We start from the raw sequence: 23,664 nt of genomic DNA, 5'->3' as shown, positions 1-23,664 counted from the left end.
CCTGGAACGACAACCCCCGCCCCTACGTGTGGGTCAAGACCGCTGACCAGATCCTCGACTCCATCGCCCACTACTGCACACGAATTAATGACTCAGAACACTAGTGATGTGGTCGCAGGCACCTACCCGCTGCCGATGACTGACCGTCAGGACGTCGGTCGCATCGCGACAGATGCGTCCGGAAAAGCTCGAGCCTCTGCGTTAGCGAATGGCGGCGCCTGGGTGCCGTCGAGACGGACCTGTTGACTACTGGGTTGGTCCCGAGTCGGCCCGGCTGCAGCGCAGCCGTCCAGGCACGACAGGGGGTCGTCATTGGATAATCTCCACGCGAAGCGAGGACTACCGATGGGGTACTTCAGTATTGAACGCACTCCCGCGGGCATGGATCAAGATCGGCACCGTGGTGTGCATTTCATAAGTCGCCGAGCTAATGGACCGCTCAGTGACGGGACCAGGAGGTCACACGTCCCGCAGTCGTCTTTTCGGCAAATCAAGCAAAACCCCAGTTGAACCACCGAAAATCGGCGACCAAACTGGGGTCCGCTAATTGTGAAAACCGCTCGTGGTGAGCAGTTCAGGTTGGCCGCTCAGCACGGCTGCCTGCCAACGGGGTCCGGGGAATTTTGACGCGATCTCCGGGGAATTTCACGGGCTGCCGTGCCGGTTCTGACCTGTGCCCAATCGGCCCTGTGATTCTGCCGAGCGTCGCAGGTTCGGTGACGTGCGGTTCCATAAATGTCGGTGGAAGTAGCGGGCCAGGCGCCGTCGAGGTCAGGGGACTTGCGCGGGTACCTAAATCTCCGGGTGGTTTCGCCGACACGAGAACACAAACGAGCCCCAGCCGAGTAGGCCGGGGCTCGTCTATGGCTAGTCCACGTTTCGGAAACTCAGGTGCGTGGTGGTGTGCGCGCCGGTTCGCGACTGAGGTCCCTGCGGAGCCGTGCCCACTGTCGCTCGATCGATTCGCCATCCGCGGGTCCCCTCTCGCGGAACCGTTGGATCTCGCGGAGGTTCGCGACAGCGAATGCCATTGCAATGATGATCCTCACCAGTGCCTCCCGACGAGGCCCGATCTTTAGGTTGTCTAGGCCAGCGACGGCACGCGACTTCACGATATTGAAGCGCTGCTCGGTGAGCGAGCGAGCGGCTTCGTAATAGATGGCGTGCTCCCAGGAGAGCGGGATGAATTGCGAATGCTGGTGCAGCCGCACCTGCTTCTCAGTGAGGGTGACAGTCACAGACTTGCGACGACAGCACCGGTAGTCGGGCACGTCTGGGCCGGGCGCCAGCTCGGCGAGGTCGACTCGCCCCTCGGTCGCGGGATTGTGCCAGCGCGTGCACCTGACGTTGCCCAAAGATGCTGGACAGGACAACTCCATCTTGACGGCCCGCGCTGGTGGAGCGATGGTGCTCGGGCGTCCTGCTTTCGCGTTGCGATCCACGCCCGGCGATTCACTCCCATGGCCAGCGGCAGATACTCCTTGAGCCACGTGTCGTGCGCCTCCCACTGGTCATAGAGCTCTGGGTTCTCGGAGTCGCGAAACACGCGCAGCGGTGAGACCTCTGACCGGCCTTCGGTGAGGCGCGAAACCATTGGGCAGAACCAGACTCCATCGACCTGAACGGGACCGAGAAGCTCGACCTCACCCGGTCGGGTGCCGACCGCGACGAGCACACGATCCGTCCAACCTTCTGAGTAGCGGAAGACGCCTGCATAGCCGTTGTCGACTTGCCACTGTCCCATCCGCTCGTCGGTATAGCCCTTGTCCCAGGTGATCAACGGTAGGCGCGCGTTGCCGGTTTTGCGCTGGTCAAAGCCATTCACTCGATGGAACCGGACGGCAGTGTCGAGTCCATCGAACGAACCAGATGAGGGGCGGTGGACGGCGATGCCGGTGAACACAGTGGGCGTACTGTGCAGCGCGTCGGCGGGACCGATAGCCGAGACCGCGGTGACTTCCAGACGCCATCCACTATCCGTGATGATCTTCTTACCTTGGGAATCGACACGACTATTGGACTCGATCGCCTGGAGCGCGCCGTAATGAGCAGCGCCACGTTGCTTCCCCGGATGGTTGCCGAGGCCGTAGGTGTGACCGGCGAGTTCAAGTTTCATTCCGTCGACAACCAGGTCGCCGCGTGCACCCTCCAGCAGAGTGCGATCAATCGGGGCGACCACGATCGCGTTGCTGAGCTCTGTCAGTCGCTGTTCCGCGAGTTCATTGGCGGCACGCTGCTCCCGTGTCAGAGCTTTGGTGCGCCCTCGTGTGACTGCAACATCCTCACGCCGCAACGGTTGCTCTGGTGCAGGATCGACGCACGCGAAGACCGTCTCTAGCCAGGTTCGAAAGCTTGCCAACCCCCTCTTGTAGTTGACCCGCAGGTCCGCAAAGCTGTCCTCTCGCATGCCTACCTTCTCCAACTGCTCTGGGGTGAAGTCCGAGAGGCACCGGAAGACCTGAGCGATTGTTCGCGGCAGACCAAGGAGCATGCAGCACGCCAGCGCAGCCACGAACGCTGCGACTGTAAATGGCAACCTTCGTCGTCCACCCTGCCCCGGACGACGTTCGCGTCGCCAGGACCCAACAAGTTCCTCGGCGTCTGACCCCCGCACGATGAGAAGGGCTTCGTTGAAGACATCGTCGGAGAAGGTGCAGGCTGGCTGGTTGTGATGGGGATGTACGGCCATGTCAGGATTCCAATCGGTGATCGCGGAGGGCATGCATCTGGTGAAGGAGTACATGGCGATCGACGTCGCACTGTTGTGTCCCCATAAGTTCGCGAATCCCACGCACGTCGACAATTCCTGCCACTGTCGAAAAGTCGGCCAGCGGCAAGACGACAGCTTGCTCCAACATCCACTTGTGCCGCAGCGCGTTGGGGTCGACGCGAACAGTCAAGCCGCGCGTGTCCAGGTCGCTGTTGATTCGATTCGCAGCATTGCGCTCCACCTTGGGCGTGCGGCCCGCAGCGAAGATGTGCGGGTGCGGAGCGGTTGCGACCAACCCCCGCAATCGATCGGCCCGTGCTGCATCGAGGACGGGCACGCGACGCGGAGCGTCCTTCGCTGCTCCCAGCGTTATAACAAGAACGTTCTCACCGGACACGTCCACGTCGTCGAAGTCCTTGCATTGCAGAGTCTTCAGTTCCGATACGCGCGCTCCCGAGCCGAGGATGATATCGAGCATCAGCAGTAGCACACGACTTCCCTTGTCTCCCAACGTAGGAGCGAGGTTGTACAGCGTGCGAACGTCAGCATCGCTCGCTGCTGCTGTCAGTGGCGACCTGGGTGACGATCCCGTATGTGCGGACGGGTACTCGCCCGGATAGAGGAGTCTGCCGATTGCGTACAAGTAGTAGCGGACTGTGCGCTGCGTGGGGCGGCCGTGCTGCTCCATGTATCGGTCCACTGCCGGTCGGCGCAAGGCACGGCGGGGGTCGACGACGCCGTTGGCTTGATAGAAGGCGATCAGCAGCCGAACGAGTCCGGCAACCGTATCGTGATCCACTGCCTTCGACGTGAACGGGCGCATAGCTTGCAGTCGCGCCGCTTGCTCCAGGGCTTCGGGCAGGATTGCTCTGTCGCCCTTGCGAACTCGGATGCGGATTTCCCGCAACCGGTTCAGCCGATCCAGGTCGAGTCCGTCGACTGAGATCGGAACGACCTGCCGCTCAGGGGCAGTAGCCTCCACCGAGGCGGTGCGGGGCTCGTCGAGGATGCGGGGCGCGGGGCCGCCCGCGTGCCGCGCCATCACCATCCTCCGATCGACACGATGCGGATGGGCTTGAGTTCGCGACAAGGGCACGCTGAAATAGACATGACGTCCTTCCATGTGACTGGTGGGTTGTCGAATGCGGCGTTCTGCCGCTCCGTGGGGGGCCGGCGGCAATCCGGCCCTCCCACGGCACACCGGAACTCGAATGTTTCCGGTTACTCGAGACGCGGATGCGTCAACGAATCAGAGGATCAAGAACTGCTAGGGGCGGCGGAACGCCCGTCTGCGGAGACCACCATGCTTCGAACGCAACCTCCTGCGCTGCCTCAGTGGCAGCGCGAGCCGCGAGAGCGATGGCACTACGATTGACCACGCGGGTCACCTTTCATCAGCGGGTGCCCGAAGGGGGTGGACGTCGTTGGAGCGACGTCTACTCCCGCCCCCAAAGTTCCAGGGCACGTTGTGAACATACCCCGACTCCCCCGCTATTGATTCGCAGACATTCGGCGTGTCGCAAGCGAATCTATTGAGTTCCAGACCCTGTGCGGTGCGCTATTGATCCGCTAGAATGGCCTCACCACACACGCAAACCCACAGGAGAGGCGCGTTCTTCGACATGAGTGTCGGAGGCCGCGCGTAGATGATGTGCCATGAGCATTCGTTCCCTGAAACCAGTTACCGCGCCCGACGAGCTGCTGTCGCAACGCAGGCTTTATCCGCAAACCGCGTCATGCATGCATCCGAACTGCGCAGAGCCTTGCACCTACCCGGAGCACTCTGCTGGCCGCCGCCCCATGTTTTGCTCGCGAAGCTGCTCGCAGAGTTACTCATCCAACCGGCGCGCCCTTCTCCGCGAGGTCGACGCGATTCGGGGCTCGATCGCAACTATTGGTAAGCGCAGCCACACTGTCGATGCGCTTCGTCGACAATTGGCGCACGCCGAATGGCATCTTGCACGTTACGGCGGACCAGAGCGCTAACACAGAGCCTGCCTCTCTGTCGGGCTGGTGCTATAAGTTCGTCGAATGATGACCGCGAACAAACAGGTCGAGCCCGGATCGAAGTTCACGCAGACGCTGGAGGCTGCAGCGCAGCTCCCGGGTGTGCGGATCAACCGTGAGGCATACCTCCGAGCGGCGCTAAAAAGGTATTGCACCGACGACCAGATCTCGCGCGCGATCTCCACAAGCCCCGCAGAGGCCGGCGTACCGACCAAGGTGATTACGGCAGTCGCAAACACCTCGATCAAGTACGAGACGAGCAAGGCCACCGCGCTGTCGACCGCTGCGGGAATCCCGGGTGGACTCGCAATGTTCGGTACCGTGCCCGCCGACCTCGCCCAGTACTTCGGCCACGTCCTACGTGTTGCACAGAAACTGGCGTACATCTACAGCTGGCCCGATCTGTTCGCCGACAGCGACGATGGCCTTGACGAAGCCACAGAGGGAATCCTCACTCTGTTTGTCGGCGTCATGTTCGGCGTCCACCTTGCCCAGGTCGGAGTGTCGAAAGTGTCTGCCTTGATGGCAGGCCAGGTGGTGAAGAAGCTGCCGCAACAGGCGCTAACCAAGGGAACCCTGTATCCCGTGGTGAAGAAGGTCGCGACCTATCTCGGCGTCGGTATGACGAAGCGCGTCTACGCTGGCGCCGTAGCAAAGGCCGTGCCCGTGATCGGAGCGGTGTTCTCTGGCGGACTCACCTTCGCAACGTTCATGCCGATGGCAAAGCGCCTACAGAAGCACCTTGCAAGTCTGGAACTGACGAAGCCCGACCATGGGATGCCGTCATCATCCTAGCCCGCCACCTTGCGCCCCTGCCCGTACCTAATCTATCCGTCCTATAAAGCCTTCGGCGTACGCAGGACGTCCGCAAGCCAGGAAGCAAGTCTGGGGCACCTCTTGTGACTGCGTGTGCGTCCGCGCGTCGGTCTTCTGAATCTAGATCTAGATCGCGTTCAGCTACTCGATGTCGTTTCGGAGGCGCCCGTCCCACGAATAGCCTCGACAAGGCTGTCGAGAACCGGAGACGCGCCATTTCGGTAGGCATAAGCGGGGAGCCGCTGAGCGGCGTATCGTGCTCGCAGCGGTTTCGATTCACCAACTGAGGCGACCGCATCATCATGCAGGGTGGTCCAGCTTTCGCCGAACAACCGCTTTGCTGCGCCCTCGAAGTTAGGAGACATCGTGGCATAGTCATGCTCGACAAAGATCGGTGCAGTCGACTGTTTCTGTGCAGCACCGCGATCCGGGTCTCGGCACAAGGCCCTCATGATGTCGATGCGCTTCCGCGTGAGGTCCTCGGCGTCCTTACCTGCCTTGTCCGAGTCGGTGTCGAAGATGCAGTAGCACTGAATTCCCAGCGCGGTGTAGAGGCGGTGCCATTTGGCAATGTTTCCGATGCCCTCGACTGAGATGATGGCGATACCCTCCTTCAGAACGTCCATCCCGCCAGCCTTGAGAAGCTCTGGAAGAGCCAGTGATTCGGTCGCACCTTCCACAAGCACACACCGGCGCGCGAACAGGCCGCTGACGATCTCAGTCGTGGCAGAGGCTGAGTAGAACGCACCAAGCGTATCGGCCTGCGTTCTTTCGGAGTCTGCACCTCGCTGAATACAGTAGTCGCGCAGACCATCTCGGGTTCGCTGAACAGCGCGGGTAGCCTCATCCGCGCCTTTGCTGACGAGCACGATGTTCTCCGGCCGGGACAGGTCCACGAAGTATGGTGAGTGTGTGGTGATGACGACTTGCAGACCAGGAGTGGTAGCGAGATCGCCGAGCCGAGTCGCAAGCCACCGTTGAGCTAGTGGGTGAAGATTCGCTTCGGGCTCGTCGATGACAAGGATTGTGCCGTCGGACTGCCCGTACGCTACCGCGTAGACGTATGCGAAGGCGAGCGCAAGGATTTGGGACTGACCGGTGCCGAGCTCATCGAAGCTCCTGATCTCGTCGGTCAGTTTCGGCTGGACACGCAGCGATCGGAAGAAGTTGCTGGGGTCGTATGCGCTGAAGTCGATGTCTAATCGGTATGGAAGGCTTTGGCCGAAGTCGGCTGCAGTGTCGGCGAGGATACGTTGGAAGGCAGCGAACTCAGGGACTCCTCCAAACTCCTTCAGCAACTGAGCAAACAGGTTCGCGAGTTGCTCCTTCCGCGCCGCGTCTGAAAGCAACCGCTCATGGAATCGACGCATCAGCTTCGACAGCATTGTGAACTTGCTGGCGTAGCTCAGTTGGTAGTCGAGGCGACGATCGGCATCGAGTACCGCCGCGGACAGGGCTGTCCGCATTTCCCGCTTTGGAAAGGTGCGGTCGCAATAGTCGCTGCCGCAGACAAACGAGTAAGTTACGGGATCTCCATTGGGCCCGGGTGCTCCCAGATCGTGTTTCCACTTGAGCCATTTGACATTGCCAGAACAGTAAGGGCAGCGCACGCCTGAGACCTGTGCTGCAATCTGGACATCCAACCCGTCGCTATCGCGGCCGTGGAAGTCGTGTTCATCCAACTGCCTACTGCCGGGCCACATCTCACCAAACAGGATGTCGAGAGCGCGAGTGATGTTGCTCTTTCCGGCGTTGTTCTCCCCGAGAAGCGTGAGGGTCCCTTGCTCTGGAAAGTCGATCACGATCTTCTCGGCTCCGACAGACCGCAGGTTCTTGACCTGCAGCCGATGAATGCGCGGTGGCATAGAACTCCTTACCGATTCGAAATCGCGATCATTGTCGTCTTGCCGCCAGCCTTCAGAGCTTTGGTGGCCCCTGGACCTTGTTGACAACTTCGCAGTACGCCACCATCGGTCGGAGACGTGGGTGGTTATTCAGAGCGTCGACAATCTTCTCGACCGGCACACCTAGTTTGCATAGCACGACGAGGTACGTCACGAGGTGGACCGACTTCCCGACGGCCAAGATCTCCATGCTGTCTTCGATGAACCGCTGTCTCTTGCTTCCGCCGTGCGCGACATGATTTCTGGCCCACACTGCCCAGTCGGCCCAGTGCCCGACATCGAGACCCAATCGCGTTTGCACGTCAGCGGGGAGCATGTCGTGCAACGCCTTCAGACGTGACTTGAGCTCGATATCTCCGCCCATGAGGCACCATGTGTGGAAACCCTCCGCAGCTGCGAGCACCTGGCTGACGTACTGCTCAATGAACTTGGCCGAGTACCCGCAGTGCCCGATCATTACGCTCCACGCATAGCCGGCTTGACGACTGCCGGTAAGCCTCTGCCTCGTCTGGAGGTAGGAATCGAGGGTGACGTCCGAAAAGTCGAAGACCACAGCGCCGGGCTCATGCGATTCTTCAGGACTCGCGGGCTCCCCAATGCGCGACAGAAGGGAAACGTCCTCATCTTCGGTGGTTCTTAGCGCGATGGCCTCGACGTCGGCCGTGCTGAATGTCGCCAAGCGAATGAGATCAAGGACGGGCGCCGTGCGGTCGACGAAATCCGCGGCGCTGCCAGCTGCGGTGTCGTCCGGGAGGCGAATGGGTTACATTCGCACCGACGCTGAGTTCGATCACCGGTCCCCGCCGCTGGTTGCGCCTCATGAAGGCGAGCTTGAGATCCGGATAAGCCTCGGTCGCGGCACTGATCCACGGTCGAGTAGCTCTGGTGTTGACCGAGTACCGGGAGTCATCGGTCTCAGCCAGGGTCACGGCAAAGTCCTTTCAGTGCTGGTGAGGAGTAGTTTTATGGCTCGTTCGGGTGCTCTGGCGGTGTGACGTAGGGCCGCAGCGATGTTGGTATGTCCGGCGTTGCGCAGGATGGCGATGGCCAGGTTGCGCAGCGTGGCCATCACCCGGGGTCCGGCGCCTGTTCGGATACGGGAGGCGTCCTCGCCGAACGTCACGTCGCGCACGTAGTGCAGACGGTTCTCGATACCCCAGTGGCCCTGTACCCAGTCGGCGATCAGGTGCGGTTGGGCGGCGAGCATGTCGAGATCGCTGATGAGGTAGACGATTTCGACGGTTCGTTTGCCTTTGATGGTGCGGGTGCGGCGGATCTGGATGACTTGGCCGACGTGGTCGAATCCGACCATCTGGGCGGGCACTTCCACAGCTTTGATGGTGTGGGTGACGCGTCGGCCACGAGAGGTATCGGTGGTCGTGTAGCTGCCGATCTTGTTCCACCGCAACGATTTCAACTGATCGTAGAGGGTGGGTTGATTGCGCTTGACACACATCACGAAGTGCCCGCCGCGATCAACGATGTAGTCGGCTGTCGCGCGTTGGGTATGGAGCGCGTCGACGGTGACGACCATGTCGGTGATGTCGATCGGGTCGAGCAGATCGATCAGTTTGGGGATCTCGTTGGTCTTCGCGCCGACCGCGACCTGACCGATCACCGCTCCCGACTCGTGATCCATCGCGGCGAGCAGATGCGGTCGATCCCCAGCGTCATCGACGCTACCGCGCAACGTCTTGCCGTCGACTGCAACGATCCGTCGACCGTCAATACTGCTGAACTGCAATCCCATCCACGAGTTGACGATCTTGTCGAAGGTGTCGCCGTCGACGCGTTCGAGGGTGCGGCGGATTGTTGATTCCGAGGGCACACCGGCACTGGAGTCGAGCGCGGCCAAGACCTCGACGCCGGCATCGGCGGCCCAATCGCCGATCGCAGAAAACGACCGGGCGCCGCTGAGTACCGCGGTGGCGGCGACGACCAGAATTTCCAGGAGAGGGTGTCGGACGCCGCGCCGTTTGCGCGGATCGGGGATGGTCGCCAACGCGTCGACGATCTCCCGGGGTGCAGCGGGCACCTCGGCCAACTCGCCGAGCAGGGGGTCGCTGTCATCGATGACATGGATAGGGGACACTGAACGGGCGAGCATGACCAGCTTTCGACAGGTGATTGTGTGAGAACTTCCATCCTCGAACACCTGGTCATGCTCGCCCCACACGACACACCGGTCACACCAAACTCACACGTAACAGCTGGTCAGGCTGTTCCTATACCGACTTTGCCGTGACCCTGCGGTCTCAGCGCTAACACATTCGCCGCGATAACCGCCGATAACAGGCAGCACGTAGGGCGTGAGGAAAGTGCCGTTTTCGAGTCGCTGGCCAGGGTTCTCGACCCCTTCGATCTGGGCCCACTTCGGCGCACAGAATCGAGCGTCATCAGTAAGGTAGTAGAGCTCGTCGAGCGCGATCGTCGCCTGGGAGAAGACCTGGTCTTGGGGACTGCCGATGTGGGCGCCAACGCACACCCAGGAGGATTCCCAAAACTCCTCGCGTACCTGCCCCGACATCCCGGCCGTGTAGTTGCCTCGTTGCGCATCCCAGATCGATAGGCTCTGTCCGGAATCCGACTCACCGAATATGGTTCCGGTCCGGACATCGCCTACTATCTGGTCGCTGACGTAGCCGCCGCCGTCGGGGTTCTTTCGATACTCGGGCTCGGGTGAGAAGCCCCCGATCAGTTCCAGTATTGCGCCTTCGGAGGGCTCCCACGAAAGAATCCCGGGGACCCGGCTATCGGGTGCCTCCGGCAGATAGAACCATCCCCTGATTCGCTGTGCTTCGCACTGCCTCATTGATTCCTCGAGCGGTTCATCTGGTCGATTCTCGTCCATCTCAGATTGGAAATAGGTCAAGCGTGCGCTGTGCCAAGACCGTTGTCCGAGCGGTGATCTCGGTCTCCGTCCATTCATCTGCACCGACGACGTCCGCATTGAGGCTTAGTGCATTATTGAAGCCGATTGGGTTTCCTTTCCCATCAGTGCGCGTCTTCTTGTATTCGAATGATCGGTTGCCGAGGTTGCTGTTGTACCCGGTGATGGTCAGGTTGCCGAGGGTGTGGACGACGCGCTGTTGGACATCGTTGGCGGTCTCACTATCGCCTCCTAGCATCTGAACCCACTCGGAAGGCAAGTTGCTGCCCTGAGGAAGGATGTGCTCGATCGTCCACTTGTAGTGGTTCCGCTCTCGCTCCCACAGATCCTTCCATGATTCTTTCGTGAAGCCGTCCTCGGCGAGGGACACAAGGACGAAGCGGGCAACGTCGGCGTTCTCGTCGTAGATCTGTCCGGACAGCTTCTCCAGGAATGCGTCGTCGGAGGCTGACACCTCTCGCAACGAGTTCCCGACAAATTGTTCAATGTCGCTACCATGCATGTCTTCGATTTGGTCAATGATGCTCATGAAGAGCGCCTGCAAGGTGTAAGTCTGTGGGGTTCCGGTGAGGTTGCGTCGGACGAAGAAGCTTGCCAACAAGCGACTGATCGTGCCGAGGTGGGTTTCGGAGAGTTCAAGTTCATCGCGCCGCAGCATGAGGTACAGCATCAGTATGTGAGACGGTGATCCTTGGGCGCGGGACAGTGCGCGGAGCGCGACATCTAAGTCGGTAGGTACGTCTTCGTCGTCGAAATTGCCGATAATGCGCTTGTAGACATCACCAGCTGCCTTCACTTCCTCCAAGAACGCGGTAAGGCCGGCGCCGATGAGGGTTTCATAGATACGGATTAGGTTGGTTCTGGTCGCAACCGGAGCTTTCGAGACCTGCGGGAGCGTCGCTTTGAACGCGTTGTAGTACTGCCGGAAGAATCGTTCCTGGTTCGTGTAGTCGTCTCCGAGATCTGCGAGCAAGTCGTTCCATCGCGCGAACACCTTGTCCGTGTCTAGATCGTTCTGCTTATCCGCTGACGACAGCAGGTTGTTCTTAATCAGGTCGATGGGCGTGAGCGGCATTCCTCGGTTGTTCAGCGACTCAAAGAGCACGAAAGCATCAGACTGGCTTTCGACTTCGAGCTTGACGAGTGTGGCGTTCTTGGCGCGCCCAAGCATGTCGAGTGCGACCTCAACGACACTCTCGCCCGTGTCGTCGGCGCGGGATTCGATTCTGTTCCGAAAGTGATTACAGGCCCGCATAATTCGACGGTTTCCGAGATTCTTTACCTTTGGGGCCTCGATGTCGATCCCCACCCGAGACAGAGCGTTCAGATAGTCCTCGTAGTTAGAGTTCTGCTTCTGCGGCCGCAGCCGCGCTCGGATCGGGTATCGAAGGATCAGTTGACGTCGGAGATTTGTCAAATCTGTTAGGTCGTCCTCATCGAGTTCAACGCGATGGGACTCCAGACAACCGTGAATGGCCGCGAGCAACAGCGACAGCGTCGTCATCCGTTGCTGCCCATCAATGAGTTCAAGCACGGTCTCTTTGGTGGAGTTTTCAGTCTGATTGACGCAGATGATTGTCCCGAGAAAGTGCCCCGAGTCACCTACTGTGTCGAGGAAGTCATCGAACAGGTCATCCCACTGCTGCTTGGTCCAGGAGTATTCTCGCTGGTAGGTCGGTACGCGATACACAACGGCGTTCTCTGGGCTGAGCAGGGTATACACCGGAACATTGTCAACCGATTTGATCATTCTTCACTCCAATTAGGGCGGGGAATCGTCGCGGGACTCCACCGACTTCGATTTGCAGATGTTCGCCTCATACCAGTTTGCGGGCGTGGCCGAGGTGGGCAGTGAACTGTTTTGTCTTGCGCTTGCGTCCGAAGGTTCGGAGGGTCGCAGCGTCGAGGTCGGCGTCGCTGATCTCCGGGTTGTCGGCTCGAAGCAAGCGCATTGCGTTGGCGATCTCAGCTGGGCTGATCTCGGTGAAGGGTCGTTCGACAGTGCTGTTGTTGGGCCTGAACTCTGTCCATGTTGCTCGATCGAGATCGGTTGGCCAGACACACTCGTCATCATCGATGACCAGCCCGGTCTGCTTGATCTGGTAGGTCAGCTTCTTCTCGCGCGCCGGCCAAAGCCGTCGGACTCCAAAGGATGCGGCTGTGAGCTGGGCGAGCCGGTTGAGGTGTATGGGGCCTTCGAACTCGGCGATCTCGGTTGCGACAGCACGGACCTGTTCCTTGGCGACCTTTTTCGGCAAGGCGTCGAGGATATCGACGTCGCCGACCACTACGACTGTCCATGGCTCGAACTCCGACCGGCCGGAGCCGATGGTTGGGGTGCTCGCAGAATCGGAGCGCTTCAACACGGAAGGGTCCGGGTGGACGACGTCCGAGTCCTGCTCACCTTCAGCATCGGGCTCCGGCGCCTCGATGTGTGGTTGCGGAGGCGTCGGAGCGACGTGCTCAGCGATAACTTTCGCCTCAACCAAGGCGTCGAAGGCTTCGTCACGCAGCTTTCGCGCATCAGCGGCACCCTGGTCGTCGCCGAAGTGCTCGAGGAGTCGTACCGCGAAATCACTTGCGCGCCAGGCATCTAATGTCGTCAGGTCATCGTGGTGTGCCCACCGGTTTCGGACAATCCGCAGTTCGTTGCCAAGTGTGGTGACCAGGCGTGTGTGATCGTCGAACGGGAACCCGAGTTTGCCGAGGCGTTCGGTGATCATTCTGAGTTGCGATTGTAGGTCAGCCGCAGAGTATGACTTGGGTGGTTTGCCCTTCATCTTGTCGAGCTCACTCAGGACTGTCGGCCATGGAAGGCCACCGAGGCTGGGTGCCAACTTGGTGCCGATGATCGGGTCGAGTCGCTGCGCGAGGTGGTGCAGGCTTTGATCGACGGAGTGGCGTGGATCGAAGGTCACCGCGCTGTCTCCTCAAGTGCCCGTGTACCTTTCACGGCGAGCCAGGTCACGAGGCGGACTTCGTGCTTCTCGACATCGGGGAGGGGTTCGCGTGGCGGTGGTGCGCTGATTCCGGCCTCGTCGAGCACCTCGGTGATGAGCTTGATGCGTTCCTCGTCAGTGCGACCTTGGTTGATTGCCCCGCGGACCTGGCGCGACACTTTGGCGGAGGGGACGCTGCGTAGGCGATTGGCGAGCGCGATTTGAGCGTCCCTGCCCAGGTATCCACCTCTCTTGAACACGAGTGCGTATGCGTCCCGGAAGGACAGTGGCAGGTCGGGTTGGAACGCGTTCGGGTCGGTTAGCTCCTGCCAGACGTTGTAGACGCTGTCGCGCGCGACCTCCCACGCGTCGAAGGCGTGGTCGTAGACCCCGTCAGGGAGCCATCTATCAGCGCTGGCGTTTTGTGGATCGGCGACGCGGAGGGACAGCAGGGTGTCTGAAGAGATCAGTGGGTGGCCGTCGTCGTTGTGGCGGAGCGACCAGTCGTCGTCGACCGGCACGTATCTGAACCAGGGCTTCGGACTCTTTCCGATCTTGATACAGAAGACGTAGCCGTTGCCGTTCACCACGGGGTTCACGAATCCGCTACCCGATCCGTAAGGGAGACTGAGGATGTCGGCTTTCAGCAGCGGGTCCATGTTGAACGCACTGGACAGTCGCCGACGGTACTCCTCGCCGGACAGTGAGGCACTCGATCCACCGGCGTCGAGCAGCTTCTCGAACTCGTCGACGACTTGGTCGTCGGTGAGATTCACTTCGTGTCCTGGTCCGCGGCCCGGGAGTACGTTCCCCGCCCCGACAGCCGCGTCGGCTAGCGCCAGCTTTGCTTCCAGACGTGCCTCTAGGTCCAGCAGGGCGTCGAGGCGTTCGGCCGGGAAGAAGAGTCCCAAGTGAACGTAGTCGTGTTTGGAGCCGATGCGGTCGACACGACCGTGTCGCTGGACGATTCGCATGGGGTTCCATGGCAGGTCGTAGTTGATCATCTGCCCGGCTTGTTGGAGGTTCACACCCTCAGACAACACGTCAGTGGTGAAGAGGATGTCGAACTCATCCTTCGCCGCTGGCTCGCCATTCGCGTTTCGAGGTCCAGCGGTCGCGGGTGCGAAGCCGGCGATAGTGGACGCCCGCCCTCCTTGGTCGACGCCGCCGGTTGCTCCGCGTTCGTGGGTCTTGGCGTAGGAACCCATGATTGGCGGGGCGATACGAGCACGGTAGTCGGCCAATGGGGAGCCAGCTGGCGCTGATTCGATTGCTTCCACGACGGCGTCGTGGATGGGGATGATCGTGTCGGTGAAAGCCGAGAAGACGATGACTTTCCGGCGGTCGGCATGCGAGAGACCGCGCGGGTCGACACGCTGCGCGTCGGCCGCAATCGTCGTCAGTTCCCCGATGAGTTGCTCAATCTTGGGCTCGACACCTTCGATCACAACGTGGGCGAGATCTCGCAGCTCACCGAGCAAAGCGACGTCGGACTCGACGTCACCCTGAAGTTCGGTGAGGTGGTAGCCGTCGACCGATTCTATCTGTTCGTCGTTATCGAACTCGGCCACGAAGGCGTCGAGGTCGTCAGAGTCGGAGGAGACCCACTCACTCAGCGCCTCGCCTTTGAGAACCAAGCCCTTTCCAAGCGCCTCCAGGAAACTCTCGTGGGAGGCAATCATGTTCTCCAGAGACGCGTAGAGCGCCTGCGGACTGGACTCCAATCGCTTGAGAAGACCAGACCGAAGCAAGCCTGCGTTGGTGATCTGATATTCCTGCAAGTCGTGGTCGACCGTGTACATGCTGGAGAGATAGCGTGCGAGCATCAGCCGCTGCGGATCACGACTGCGTTCTTCCCACGCACGTGAGGCGTGTGGATCGGTCGGGTCGTCGAGCGCGTAGACCATCGCGTCAATGAGCGCCAGGCCGTCATCGTTGAGGTCGTAGTCAATCCGGCGAACCTTGGGCTGCGGGAACCTCAGAGTGGTCAGCTGCCCATCCGCGCCCCGGATCAGCTCGTTGGCGTAATGCTCCTTGACGAACTTTCGGGTCCGACGCACCGCAACCTGATCCATCAGGTCAAACAGATGCTCGGGTGTCAGATTGACGGGGTCCATGGCCTGCGCGTGCTTGATGTACTCGCGGATGCTCGGGATACCCAGGGCCGCAAAGCGGGCGTCGTCGCGGATGAAGTACTTCACCAGAGTTTCGAGGTCGGTGAGCGAGTTATTGACAGGCGTAGCAGTGAGCAACACAACGCGTTTGGGCCCACCAGCGGTGATGACGCGGTCCACTGCACCTGAACGCCGGGCTCCCGAGTTGCGCAGGTTGTGCGCCTCGTCGATGACGACGAGTGAATAGTCCGCAACTTCTTGGAGGAACGTGTCAATCGGCCCTCTGTCCGGGTCGAGGCGGTTGCGTACCTCCTCGTAGGAGTAGACCTTCACCCAGCGGCTGAAGTCGTAGGATTCCAAGAACGGTTCCCACATCGACGATTTCAGCGCGGCCGGCGCGACGATGAGCACCCGCTGCCGATTGATGTTTGCTGTTCGGTAGATGACCTCGCCCGCAAGGTACGTCTTTCCCAAGCCAACCTCATCGGCGACCAGGACACCGCCGTGCTCATCGAGAAGGCGCTCCATACGCACCACCCCATCCGCCTGAAAGCGCGTCAGCTCAAGGCGCGTGTGGGGTTCAGGGTTCTCGTCGGAATCGAGATGCTCGCCATACAGTTCCCAAAGCATCCGAAGGTAGACCCCCCACGGCGTATGCGGATCCCACAGGCGGCCATACAGCTCAGCGAGGTCATACGGGTCGCTCTGTGACCAGTAGTGCTCGAACCACTCCCGCACCTTCCCGGCCGCACTCGTCCCACCACCCGTGCCAAGATTCAACTCCGCATTGCGGGCGAGGCCCGCGTAAGTCATATTCGACGACCCCGCAATCGCGGCTTGCGCCGCACTGTCCTCGACAAGGTACGTCTTCCCGTGCAGAAAGCCCCCCGAATAGCGACGCACCTCGACTCTTCGATTTTGTTCGACGTCAATGCTCTTCAGCCACTCGACCATCCGCTTCGCCTCGGCGGTAGGAACACGAGCGAAGCCCATTGTGTCGCGTTCCGCTTCCAGCCACGCCTGGTGGTGTTCAATCGCAGCATCGCGGCGCGCGTCCTGATCCGAGTCGCCAGAGGTGATCGCCCGAACAGACTCCTCCTCAGGTTCAGCGCCGAGCAACAGCCGAACTCGAGGTGCCAGTTCCAACTCGTCAGCCAGGAGTGCGAACCCCGCTGGGTTGACGTAGGCCGTCGCGATGGCGATCGGGGGGGCAGTCACTTTGTTCTCACGCAGCAGACAGAACAGTTCATTGACTTTGTCAGCAACCGTGAGCCCCGCTTCAGTCGATGCGTGATTGGTCGCAAAGTCGGGAAGCTGCGTCATGCCTTGCCCTTCCACTCTCGATAGTGAGTAATGACCGCGTCGAGACGGGCCTCAAAACTCCAACCACGGTGGAAAGTTGCAAATACATGCTCGACCTGATCCTCCGTTAAGCCGTAGATCAAGCTCACCACTGCATCGAGCTCTGCCACCAGACTCTCCTTCTCAGCCTGAGATCGGACCGAGGCCACCGGCACCTTTGCCTCGTCAGCCCAGGGTCCATACCGCTGGTCCGTTGCCGCGAGACGACCTGCGATTACAGCGACCCGCCGGTGCCGGTCGGTCTCCACAAAGTCAGGTATAGGGAGCCCTTTGAAAATGTGGAAGTTCATTCCAAGCTCGACATACTTGCGCGCGTACCAGTCGAGCGGGATTGAACAAAGTAGTCCCAATAGATAGGCTTCCTTGACCGCGCCACCGACACCGGTGAATATGTAGGGCGCTTTATTGGTAAGGGCAACTTCGGGGGCTATCAACGCTGCGATTAAAGTTCGCGAATCAGTCGCTCTCGTCACATCTCGAAAAGCAATGCGCGCTCGATTAATTGGTAGTGTTGATGGGTCGGTGGCCCACTCCAGCGATTGACCATAAAAAGCCGAACTCTTCAATCGGACCTGACGCAGACGCTTTGCCTGAAGCGCATTTCGAATCTTGCTTGGCTCCCCTAGGGCATAGACGTTGCCCGTCGTTGAATTCCATATCTCGAAACCAGCGCCGCCAATAACCGGCATTGTCCCGGCTTCACCAGCATCGAACGTTTGACGGTCATTGGTTGCATGGAACTCGGTCATTGGCCGGAAATCCCAATCCGGCAGGCGACGGTCGAGCCGGGGTGCCCGCCTAATTGTTGTGAGCACTGCACCAGATTCCGGTCCCGGTAGCAGTGGAATAGTAGATCCCGACATCGCTGTCAATGCGTCTGTGCCAATCTCGCCCGTACGGTTACGCCCAGCGACGAATTCCGTCTCGGAGAAGAAGGGTCCTGCCAAGCGAACAGCAGAACTGGGCTGACGTCGTTTGACCAAGGTGACCAGGGCAATGGTGTATTGCGGGTGTATTGGGAAAATCCACTTTCGGTTGTTGACGAGCGTCACGGTCTCGAGTTCTCCGGTACGGAATATTTCCTCACGCCACTGCTTCATACCTGCTACGTTAAACAATGCGCGCGGCATCACAATGGAGACGGCACCCGATTCACGCAGCATTTCCCAATAACGCCAACCAAATGCTTGATAGAGATCAATATCGCCTGTTCCAAGGCCTGGGTAAGGTCCAACAAGCAATGCTCGACGCATATTTTCAACGGTCTCGATCTCGGATTCCAACGTCGGCAACATGTCTGCTCGCTCGACGCGCAGCCGAGCGAGCTCGCGCTTCAGGTCGGCAGGAGAAAGGCCAAATAGGCCTGGGCGCACACGCAGCCAGAACTTGGTCTCCTCAACCATTAACTCCTCCCAGGGGGGATTTCCCACAAGGACATCGAATCCCGGTTTCTCTCGCAAAAATACCTCTGGGAAGAGGTAGGGCATGTGCGCGGGCTTGAGCGACTTGACAATCTCGCCGGGCTCCCTTGACTCCGTTAGTCGCGTGATGTGCTCAGGTCTGGTGATCTCTGTCGACCAACGCCCGAGGCGAACTGCCGCGGCCGCATCAAAGATGCGTTTGGCAGGCTCGGCGGCTGCACGCGCGCGGGCGAGCAAGGCCGCTGCCTCATCTATCTCGGACTTATTCGCCTCTGATGCATTCGCCATGTCAACAAGGAGTGGTCTCGCGGTATCGAGATAATCCATCAGAACTCCGCGCAGCCAATAATGGTATCCGCCGCGCTGAGCTGGCCGTGCGTCCGTTTTCGAGAAAAGCGAGCCCTCTGGTTCGAACAGACCGTCGTCCAGGCTCTGCGGATCTCGCGCGGGGACGTCGAAAGAACTCGAGGTGCCGACGAGTGCATCCACTGCCTCGTCAATAGTTCCGATTCCGGTAAGGCTGTTGGCGTTCACCAAACCGTGGTCGAGATTGCTCATTGGCAAGCCGGGCACGAATGTGTGAATCCAAAGCGCAAGTCGCGCTAACTCCACCGCCATCGGGTTGATGTCAAGACCGTAGATGCAACGTCGAGCGACCTGCCTTCGTAGAAGCCCGACTTCGTCGACATCACTCTTGGCGACGTCATCGGTGCCAAGCGCGTCGCGTGCAACCTCCGCCAACCGGAGCAATTCCTCAGTTACAGCTACAACCGAATGCTCAGTAAGGAAGGAGCGCATGAGTGATTCGATCTTATCGACGGCAGCCACCAAGAAGTGACCTGATCCCATAGCGAGGTCGGCTACCCGGAAGTCGAAGAACTCCCTCCCGGCCGCCGAGGCGTCGCCCCTGTCGAGGTAGGTGGCGATCTTCTGCAGATGTGCACCGAGCGCGGGAACGATTGATCGCTCGATGAGATGGTCGACGACAACTTTCGGGGTGAAATACGACCCTGTCGCCTTTCGCTCGCCCGAGGCCGTATGGAAGTAGACCTCGCCAGACTGCGCCCAGACTTCGTCGGACTGCTTTGCTGGGACCCATGCACCGCTCTTGTCTAGGGTCAGGTTTTCCTCGGCAAGAGAGAGCGAACTCTCCAGGAGACCTTCGTAGATAGTGCCGAACTCACGAACGCTAAGCGAGCGGAAGTCGACAGCGCCGAGCACCCCGTCCTTGTTTATGTCGATGAGAAGGCTCTTGAGCGCTGGGCCGAGCACGTTATCTGGCAACTCGATTCGTTTTATAAGTGCGCCCTCGGGCGATCGATCCGGGTCCGTGGAGAAAAGTCCTCCATTATATGCGGGGATCTGCCACTGCGGGTTACCGTGATCGATCGCGTTCCACACCTGCACGAGGTCGAACCAGATAGTGGACGAATTTCCGAAGTCGCTAGCATCCGCGTCAAGTAATCGTCGGGCGTTTGTCTTGAGGCTGTTTGCGTCGAAGCCCTCGTTGCGGCCAGACGGCAGAAGGCCACGGTCCTCGGCATATGCCTGGAAGATCAGTCGAAAAAGGATGTGAAGAGTGACACGGTAGGCAAGCGCGAGTCCATCCGCATCGAGTTTCACACCCGCGTTCTTCGCAAGGCGTTGTGCGACTTCGACCGCGAGAGGAGGAACGATCTCGTCGTAAATTCGCTCTCGCAGGCGCGCGCCCAACTCTGTCGCGTAACGGGCACTGTCGCGCAACAGTTCGTCCGCAGTGCCGTTGACGACAAGTGCGTTCGCGGAGAACACCAGGGGAAGCAGGGCAGCAAGTTCGGAGCCGATGGTCGATAAGTCAATCTCGAAGAACGTGTCAGCCTGGCCCTTGGACCCAACGCCGACACCGTCGCGGCCCGGGTAAAGCCTGATCTGATCCTTCCGAAGCACGACGAGCCACGGAACCTCCCGCTTCGACGCTACCGCCAGGCCAAACGCCACCGGCGAAAGCTGGAAGCGCTGGGTCTTTGTGTCAAAGTGCTCGGAGTCGTCCAGCAGAACTGCAACCGCGCGAGGCGGGTGGCCACCCGTCGAAAGCAACATCGTTCCGTTTGGCCCTGGCGACGTGCCGAACCCAAGAGCCTCGACAAGCTGCTTGCCCCGCTTGCTGAGCAGTGGCTCGGCCTTCTTGCCGAGAGCCTCCCACTCGGATCGCTTCGGGACATTGCTCGTAATGTGATGCGTCGCAAACAGACCGCTGTTGGTAAAGCCCACGACACCCGTGGTGTCGTTCGCCTTCCGGAAGGCTGCGTATCGCTCCGTCGCGGCCAGCACGTCAGGCTCGGCAAGCACGGACTGAAGCTGACGCTGAGCCTGCTCGATCGGGAGTTCAACGGCCTGCGCCTGAGGGTCAGGGCCAAATAAGTAGGCGGTTTCGTCGTGGAGTATTGCGACGATGAGCTGGACCTGCGTCTTGCCCTTGCGCGCGATGAAGAGTTCGCGAAGCACTTGTCGGGACGGTGCCGAGGCAGCACGCGCAACAGCAACCTGGAAGCCTCCAAGGTGGTGCGGGTCCGGGCCGAAATAGACCTTCTCAGGAGCAACCCCGTCGGGCGCGGACGCTACAGTCCACTTCACGGTCTTGTGGGCGCTCAAACGCACAGCTGTACTCCTCCGGCTCACCTACGGGCTGCCCTCATGCCGCCCGGTCAGAAACCTTATCGGCGTCGGCCGACGGAATGGGGGAAGTCGGGCACCGATCTACCGAATCCATGGAGCTTCACGCGATCCAGTGATTCGTAGCCAACAATGAGCACGTGTCATCCAAGACGAACGGCCTGCCCTACCGCATCCTGAAACTGGCCACCGATATGTTCGCGCGCGACACGGGATTCAGCGGTCCAGAGATCCACGAGATCTTTGCTGAGTACACGGATGCGCTTGGCCCGTACCAGGGCTGGGGTGGTGGAGCCATGTCACGGTGGCAGACCTTCCAGGCTGGCCTCACGTCAATGCCGTTGCAGCAGCAGAAGACCTTTCTGCTCGAGCTCTGTAGCTACGACGGTGCCAGCAGGTACGGAATGCCTCCAGACGAGGAGATCGAGAAACTCCGTTCGCTCCTGTTGGCCGATGGGACGCCGGGCGCCAAAGCAGCCAGCCAAGGCTTGGAAAAACTTGAGGACTGGCAGGCAGTCACTAAGTCGTGGACGGCCGCGCTGGGCAAGGTAACGTCTGACCCAGACGGCGCGATCACCGCTACTCGCACAACTTTGGAGAGTGTCTGCAAGCACATCTGCGACGAAAGGTCGGTTGCGTACGACAACTCCTGGGACCTCGCAAAGCTGTACAAAGCTGCGGCCTCGGCGATGGAGGTCTCGCCCGACCAGCACTCCGAACAGATCATCAAGCAGATCCTCAACGGTGCTACCACGGTCGTCAGTGGTCTTGCCGGAATGCGCAATGCTCTCAGCGATGCTCACGGTCGCGGTAAAGGTTCCGTTGGTCCAGCACCGCGGCACGCGAAGCTCGCGGTCAACGCGGGGTTTGCAATTGCCGGGTTCTTGATCGACACCCACATCGAGAAACCAGCTCGGAAGTCGTGATCTCCGAAGTTCGTCGGTCCGTATTCATCGTCCGCATACGCACTGCACGGGACACGACACCCGCATGTCCCCATAATCTGGGGTTCTGGCGAGCCGCAGAACCGACCGTAACAAAACAAAAGGTCAGGCCGCATATCCGCAACCTGACCTGATGTACCGAATTGAGCTGAACCGCTCGTGGTGGGCGAAGGGGGACTTGAACCCCCACGTCCCGAAGGACACTGGCACCTGAAGCCAGCGCGTCTGCCATTCCGCCACTCGCCCGTGGCCGCCGAAAACCGGCGGGCATGCCGTCGAACTGGGTAGCTCGACGACTGGAGAACGATAGCAACAATGCGACGCCGATGTAAAACTCGCGACGGCGGGTGGTCTCGACAAGCTCGACCAGCGAGAGTCGGCTCGACCAGCGGCGGTAGCGCTCGACCCAGCGGGGCGGTTCAACCATCGGGGCGAGGCTGGACAAGCTCGACCAGCGAGATCACGCCCGACCCTGAAGTCATAGTTGAAGCTGCGGCGGTTGATCTGAGACGGTGTTAGCCGTAAGTATCGGTATCATCAATCAAGGTCACTTGCACGACGACACGCCACCAGGGCTGCGAAGGGAGGTCGACGATGGGAATCCTGCAACGATTCGAGCGCAAGCTCGAGGGGGCCGTCGACGACGGCTTTGCGCGCGTTTTCGGTGGTCAGGTTGCTCCGCAGGAGATCGAGAACGGCCTGCAGCGCGAGGCCGAGGAGTCGTTGGAGAGCCTCGGCGACGGCACGGTGCTGGCGGCGAACAGCTACTCATTGTTGTTCAGCCCGACCGACCACCAGCACATCGCCACTGAGTACGAGTTGAACCGCAAGACGTTCTCCAAGCACCTGGAAAACTTCATCGCCGACAACGGATGGCAGACGTATGGGAAGGTCGTCGTAGAGTTCGACCAATCGCCGTCGTTGCACACCGGTATCTTTCGTGCCCGTGGTCGGGTCGATCCGGATGCGAGCCCGCGTCCGGTCGGATCCGCTCCAGGCGCGGGTAACGATGCTTTAGAACCACCGCGGGCCGCACGTGGTTGGCCCCCGGGGCCGCAAGCCCAGCCGCCGACTGCCGGTCCGCCCCCACAACCACACGCACCACAACAAGTAGGAGTCCCAGCCATGACGCAGAACCCCGGTTACGACCAGCGGCGAGGCGCAGAACCCGCTTACGACGACGCCCGGGGCTACGGCCAGGGCCAGCAGGAACACGGCCACGAGTACGCCCAGCAGGGCTACGACTACCAGCAGGGCGGCTACGGACAGGGCTACGAGCAGGCTCCCGGCTACGGACAGCAGGGTGGCTACTACCCGGCGCAGGGCCAGCAGCCCGCATACGGATACGAGCAGGGTTACGAGCAGCAGGGTTACGCTCAGCAGCCCGGCTACGACCAGGGCTACGCACAGCAGCCCGGATACGGCCAGCAGGACTACGACTACGCCCAGGGCTACCCGCAACAGGGTTACGACCAGGGCTACGGCCAGCAGGGATATGAGCAGGGCTACGCACAGCAGCCCGGCTACGGATACGACCAGGGCTACGGACACCCCGGCGGCTACGCACCCGCAGCGATCACGCTGCTCCTCGAAGACGGCAGCAACCGCACCTTCCAGTTGCGTGAGGGCTCCAACGTCATCGGTCGCGGCCAGGATGCGCAGTTCCGCCTCCCCGACACCGGCGTCTCGCGTCGCCACGTCGAGATCCGCTGGGACGGCAGCACCGCCATGCTCACCGACCTCAACTCCACCAACGGCACGACCGTCAACGACGTCCAGGTCAACAGCTGGGAGCTCGCCGACGGCGACCGCATCCGCATCGGTCATTCGGACATCACCGTCCGGTTCCAGTAAGGCCGCTGCACCTGCCAGTTAGCCGGATCGACGCCCGTGGCATCGTCTGAT

Annotated in this window: 13 protein-coding genes and 1 tRNA gene; 3 read left to right on the top strand and 11 right to left on the bottom strand. The window is 60.5% G+C overall.

Annotated elements, in window-relative coordinates; genetic code table 11:
- Nucleotides 1–1,234: 1,234 nt before the first annotated feature.
- Nucleotides 1,235–2,689, bottom strand: coding sequence for a hypothetical protein (locus A5766_RS21900; protein ID WP_156527548.1), 1,455 nt, complete (start codon nucleotides 2,687–2,689; stop codon nucleotides 1,235–1,237).
- A gap of 1 nt (nucleotide 2,690) precedes the next feature.
- Nucleotides 2,691–3,752 carry a tyrosine-type recombinase/integrase gene (locus A5766_RS21895; protein WP_064906398.1) on the bottom strand — a complete coding sequence of 354 codons (1,062 nt, stop codon included), beginning with the start codon at nucleotides 3,750–3,752 and terminating at the stop codon, nucleotides 2,691–2,693.
- 992 nt (nucleotides 3,753–4,744) lie between these two features.
- Between A5766_RS21895 and A5766_RS21890 the strand changes: the two genes are divergently transcribed.
- Nucleotides 4,745–5,512 carry a hypothetical protein gene (locus A5766_RS21890; protein ID WP_064906396.1) on the top strand — a complete coding sequence of 256 codons (768 nt, stop codon included), beginning with the start codon at nucleotides 4,745–4,747 and terminating at the stop codon, nucleotides 5,510–5,512.
- Between the two features lie 158 nt (nucleotides 5,513–5,670).
- On the opposite strand, the gene A5766_RS21885 is transcribed toward A5766_RS21890, so the two are convergent.
- From A5766_RS21885 to A5766_RS21850, 8 genes are all read right to left on the bottom strand, one after another.
- Nucleotides 5,671–7,398, bottom strand: a complete 1,728-nt coding sequence (locus A5766_RS21885; RefSeq protein WP_064906394.1) for an ATP-dependent nuclease — start codon at nucleotides 7,396–7,398, stop codon at nucleotides 5,671–5,673.
- Nucleotides 7,399–7,450: 52 nt separating this feature from the next.
- A complete protein-coding gene (locus A5766_RS21880) occupies nucleotides 7,451–8,116 on the bottom strand; it encodes a HEPN domain-containing protein (protein WP_064906393.1) in 666 nt (221 codons plus the stop codon).
- Nucleotides 8,117–8,362: 246 nt separating this feature from the next.
- Complete coding sequence (locus tag A5766_RS21875) at nucleotides 8,363–9,529, bottom strand: ISAs1 family transposase (RefSeq protein ID WP_231894773.1); 1,167 nt, start codon at nucleotides 9,527–9,529, stop codon at nucleotides 8,363–8,365.
- A gap of 105 nt (nucleotides 9,530–9,634) precedes the next feature.
- Nucleotides 9,635–10,309, bottom strand: a complete 675-nt coding sequence (locus A5766_RS21870; protein ID WP_156527546.1) for a hypothetical protein — start codon at nucleotides 10,307–10,309, stop codon at nucleotides 9,635–9,637.
- Nucleotides 10,290–12,050 (bottom strand): DUF262 domain-containing protein, encoded by a 1,761-nt coding sequence (locus A5766_RS21865; RefSeq protein ID WP_197501580.1) that lies wholly within the window; start codon nucleotides 12,048–12,050, stop codon nucleotides 10,290–10,292. Before A5766_RS21865 ends, A5766_RS21870 begins: the two co-directional genes overlap by 20 nt.
- Before the next feature lie 94 nt (nucleotides 12,051–12,144).
- The gene (locus tag A5766_RS21860) at nucleotides 12,145–13,245 is read right to left on the bottom strand and encodes a DUF3320 domain-containing protein (protein WP_064906388.1); all 1,101 of its coding nucleotides are present in this window, start codon (nucleotides 13,243–13,245) and stop codon (nucleotides 12,145–12,147) included.
- Complete coding sequence (locus A5766_RS21855; protein ID WP_231894772.1) at nucleotides 13,242–16,598, bottom strand: helicase-related protein; 3,357 nt, start codon at nucleotides 16,596–16,598, stop codon at nucleotides 13,242–13,244. The genes A5766_RS21860 and A5766_RS21855 overlap by 4 nt, the downstream gene beginning before the upstream one ends.
- Nucleotides 16,599–16,699: 101 nt before the next feature.
- Nucleotides 16,700–20,800 (bottom strand): Eco57I restriction-modification methylase domain-containing protein, encoded by a 4,101-nt coding sequence (locus tag A5766_RS21850; RefSeq protein WP_064906384.1) that lies wholly within the window; start codon nucleotides 20,798–20,800, stop codon nucleotides 16,700–16,702.
- 155 nt (nucleotides 20,801–20,955) lie between these two features.
- On the opposite strand from A5766_RS21850, the gene A5766_RS21845 reads away from it, so the two are divergent.
- Nucleotides 20,956–21,741 carry an abortive infection family protein gene (locus tag A5766_RS21845; RefSeq protein WP_064906382.1) on the top strand — a complete coding sequence of 262 codons (786 nt, stop codon included), beginning with the start codon at nucleotides 20,956–20,958 and terminating at the stop codon, nucleotides 21,739–21,741.
- Nucleotides 21,742–21,919: 178 nt separating this feature from the next.
- Here the strand turns inward: A5766_RS21845 and A5766_RS21840 are convergent.
- A tRNA-Leu gene (locus A5766_RS21840) sits at nucleotides 21,920–22,005 on the bottom strand.
- Between the two features lie 348 nt (nucleotides 22,006–22,353).
- Here A5766_RS21840 and A5766_RS21835 point away from each other — a divergent pair.
- Nucleotides 22,354–23,613 carry a DUF3662 and FHA domain-containing protein gene (locus A5766_RS21835; RefSeq protein ID WP_064906380.1) on the top strand — a complete coding sequence of 420 codons (1,260 nt, stop codon included), beginning with the start codon at nucleotides 22,354–22,356 and terminating at the stop codon, nucleotides 23,611–23,613.
- Nucleotides 23,614–23,664: the final 51 nt, after the last annotated feature.

It is taken from the genome of Gordonia sp. 852002-51296_SCH5728562-b (genome assembly GCF_001665475.1).
Taxonomy (GTDB): Bacteria; Actinomycetota; Actinomycetes; order Mycobacteriales; family Mycobacteriaceae; genus Gordonia; species Gordonia sputi.
This window is presented reverse-complemented; position numbering and strand designations above follow the sequence as displayed.

What these genes read in the sequence shown, in the direction of transcription:
- A5766_RS21885 (WP_064906394.1), bottom strand. Translation starts at nt 7,398, where the DNA reads ATGCCACCGCGCATTCATCGGCTGCAGGTCAAGAACCTGCGGTCTGTC.
- A5766_RS21835 (WP_064906380.1), top strand. Translation starts at nt 22,354, where the DNA reads ATGGGAATCCTGCAACGATTCGAGCGCAAGCTCGAGGGGGCCGTCGAC.
- A5766_RS21900 (WP_156527548.1), bottom strand. Translation starts at nt 2,689, where the DNA reads ATGGCCGTACATCCCCATCACAACCAGCCAGCCTGCACCTTCTCCGAC.
- A5766_RS21890 (WP_064906396.1), top strand. Translation starts at nt 4,745, where the DNA reads ATGACCGCGAACAAACAGGTCGAGCCCGGATCGAAGTTCACGCAGACG.
- A5766_RS21895 (WP_064906398.1), bottom strand. Translation starts at nt 3,752, where the DNA reads ATGGCGCGGCACGCGGGCGGCCCCGCGCCCCGCATCCTCGACGAGCCC.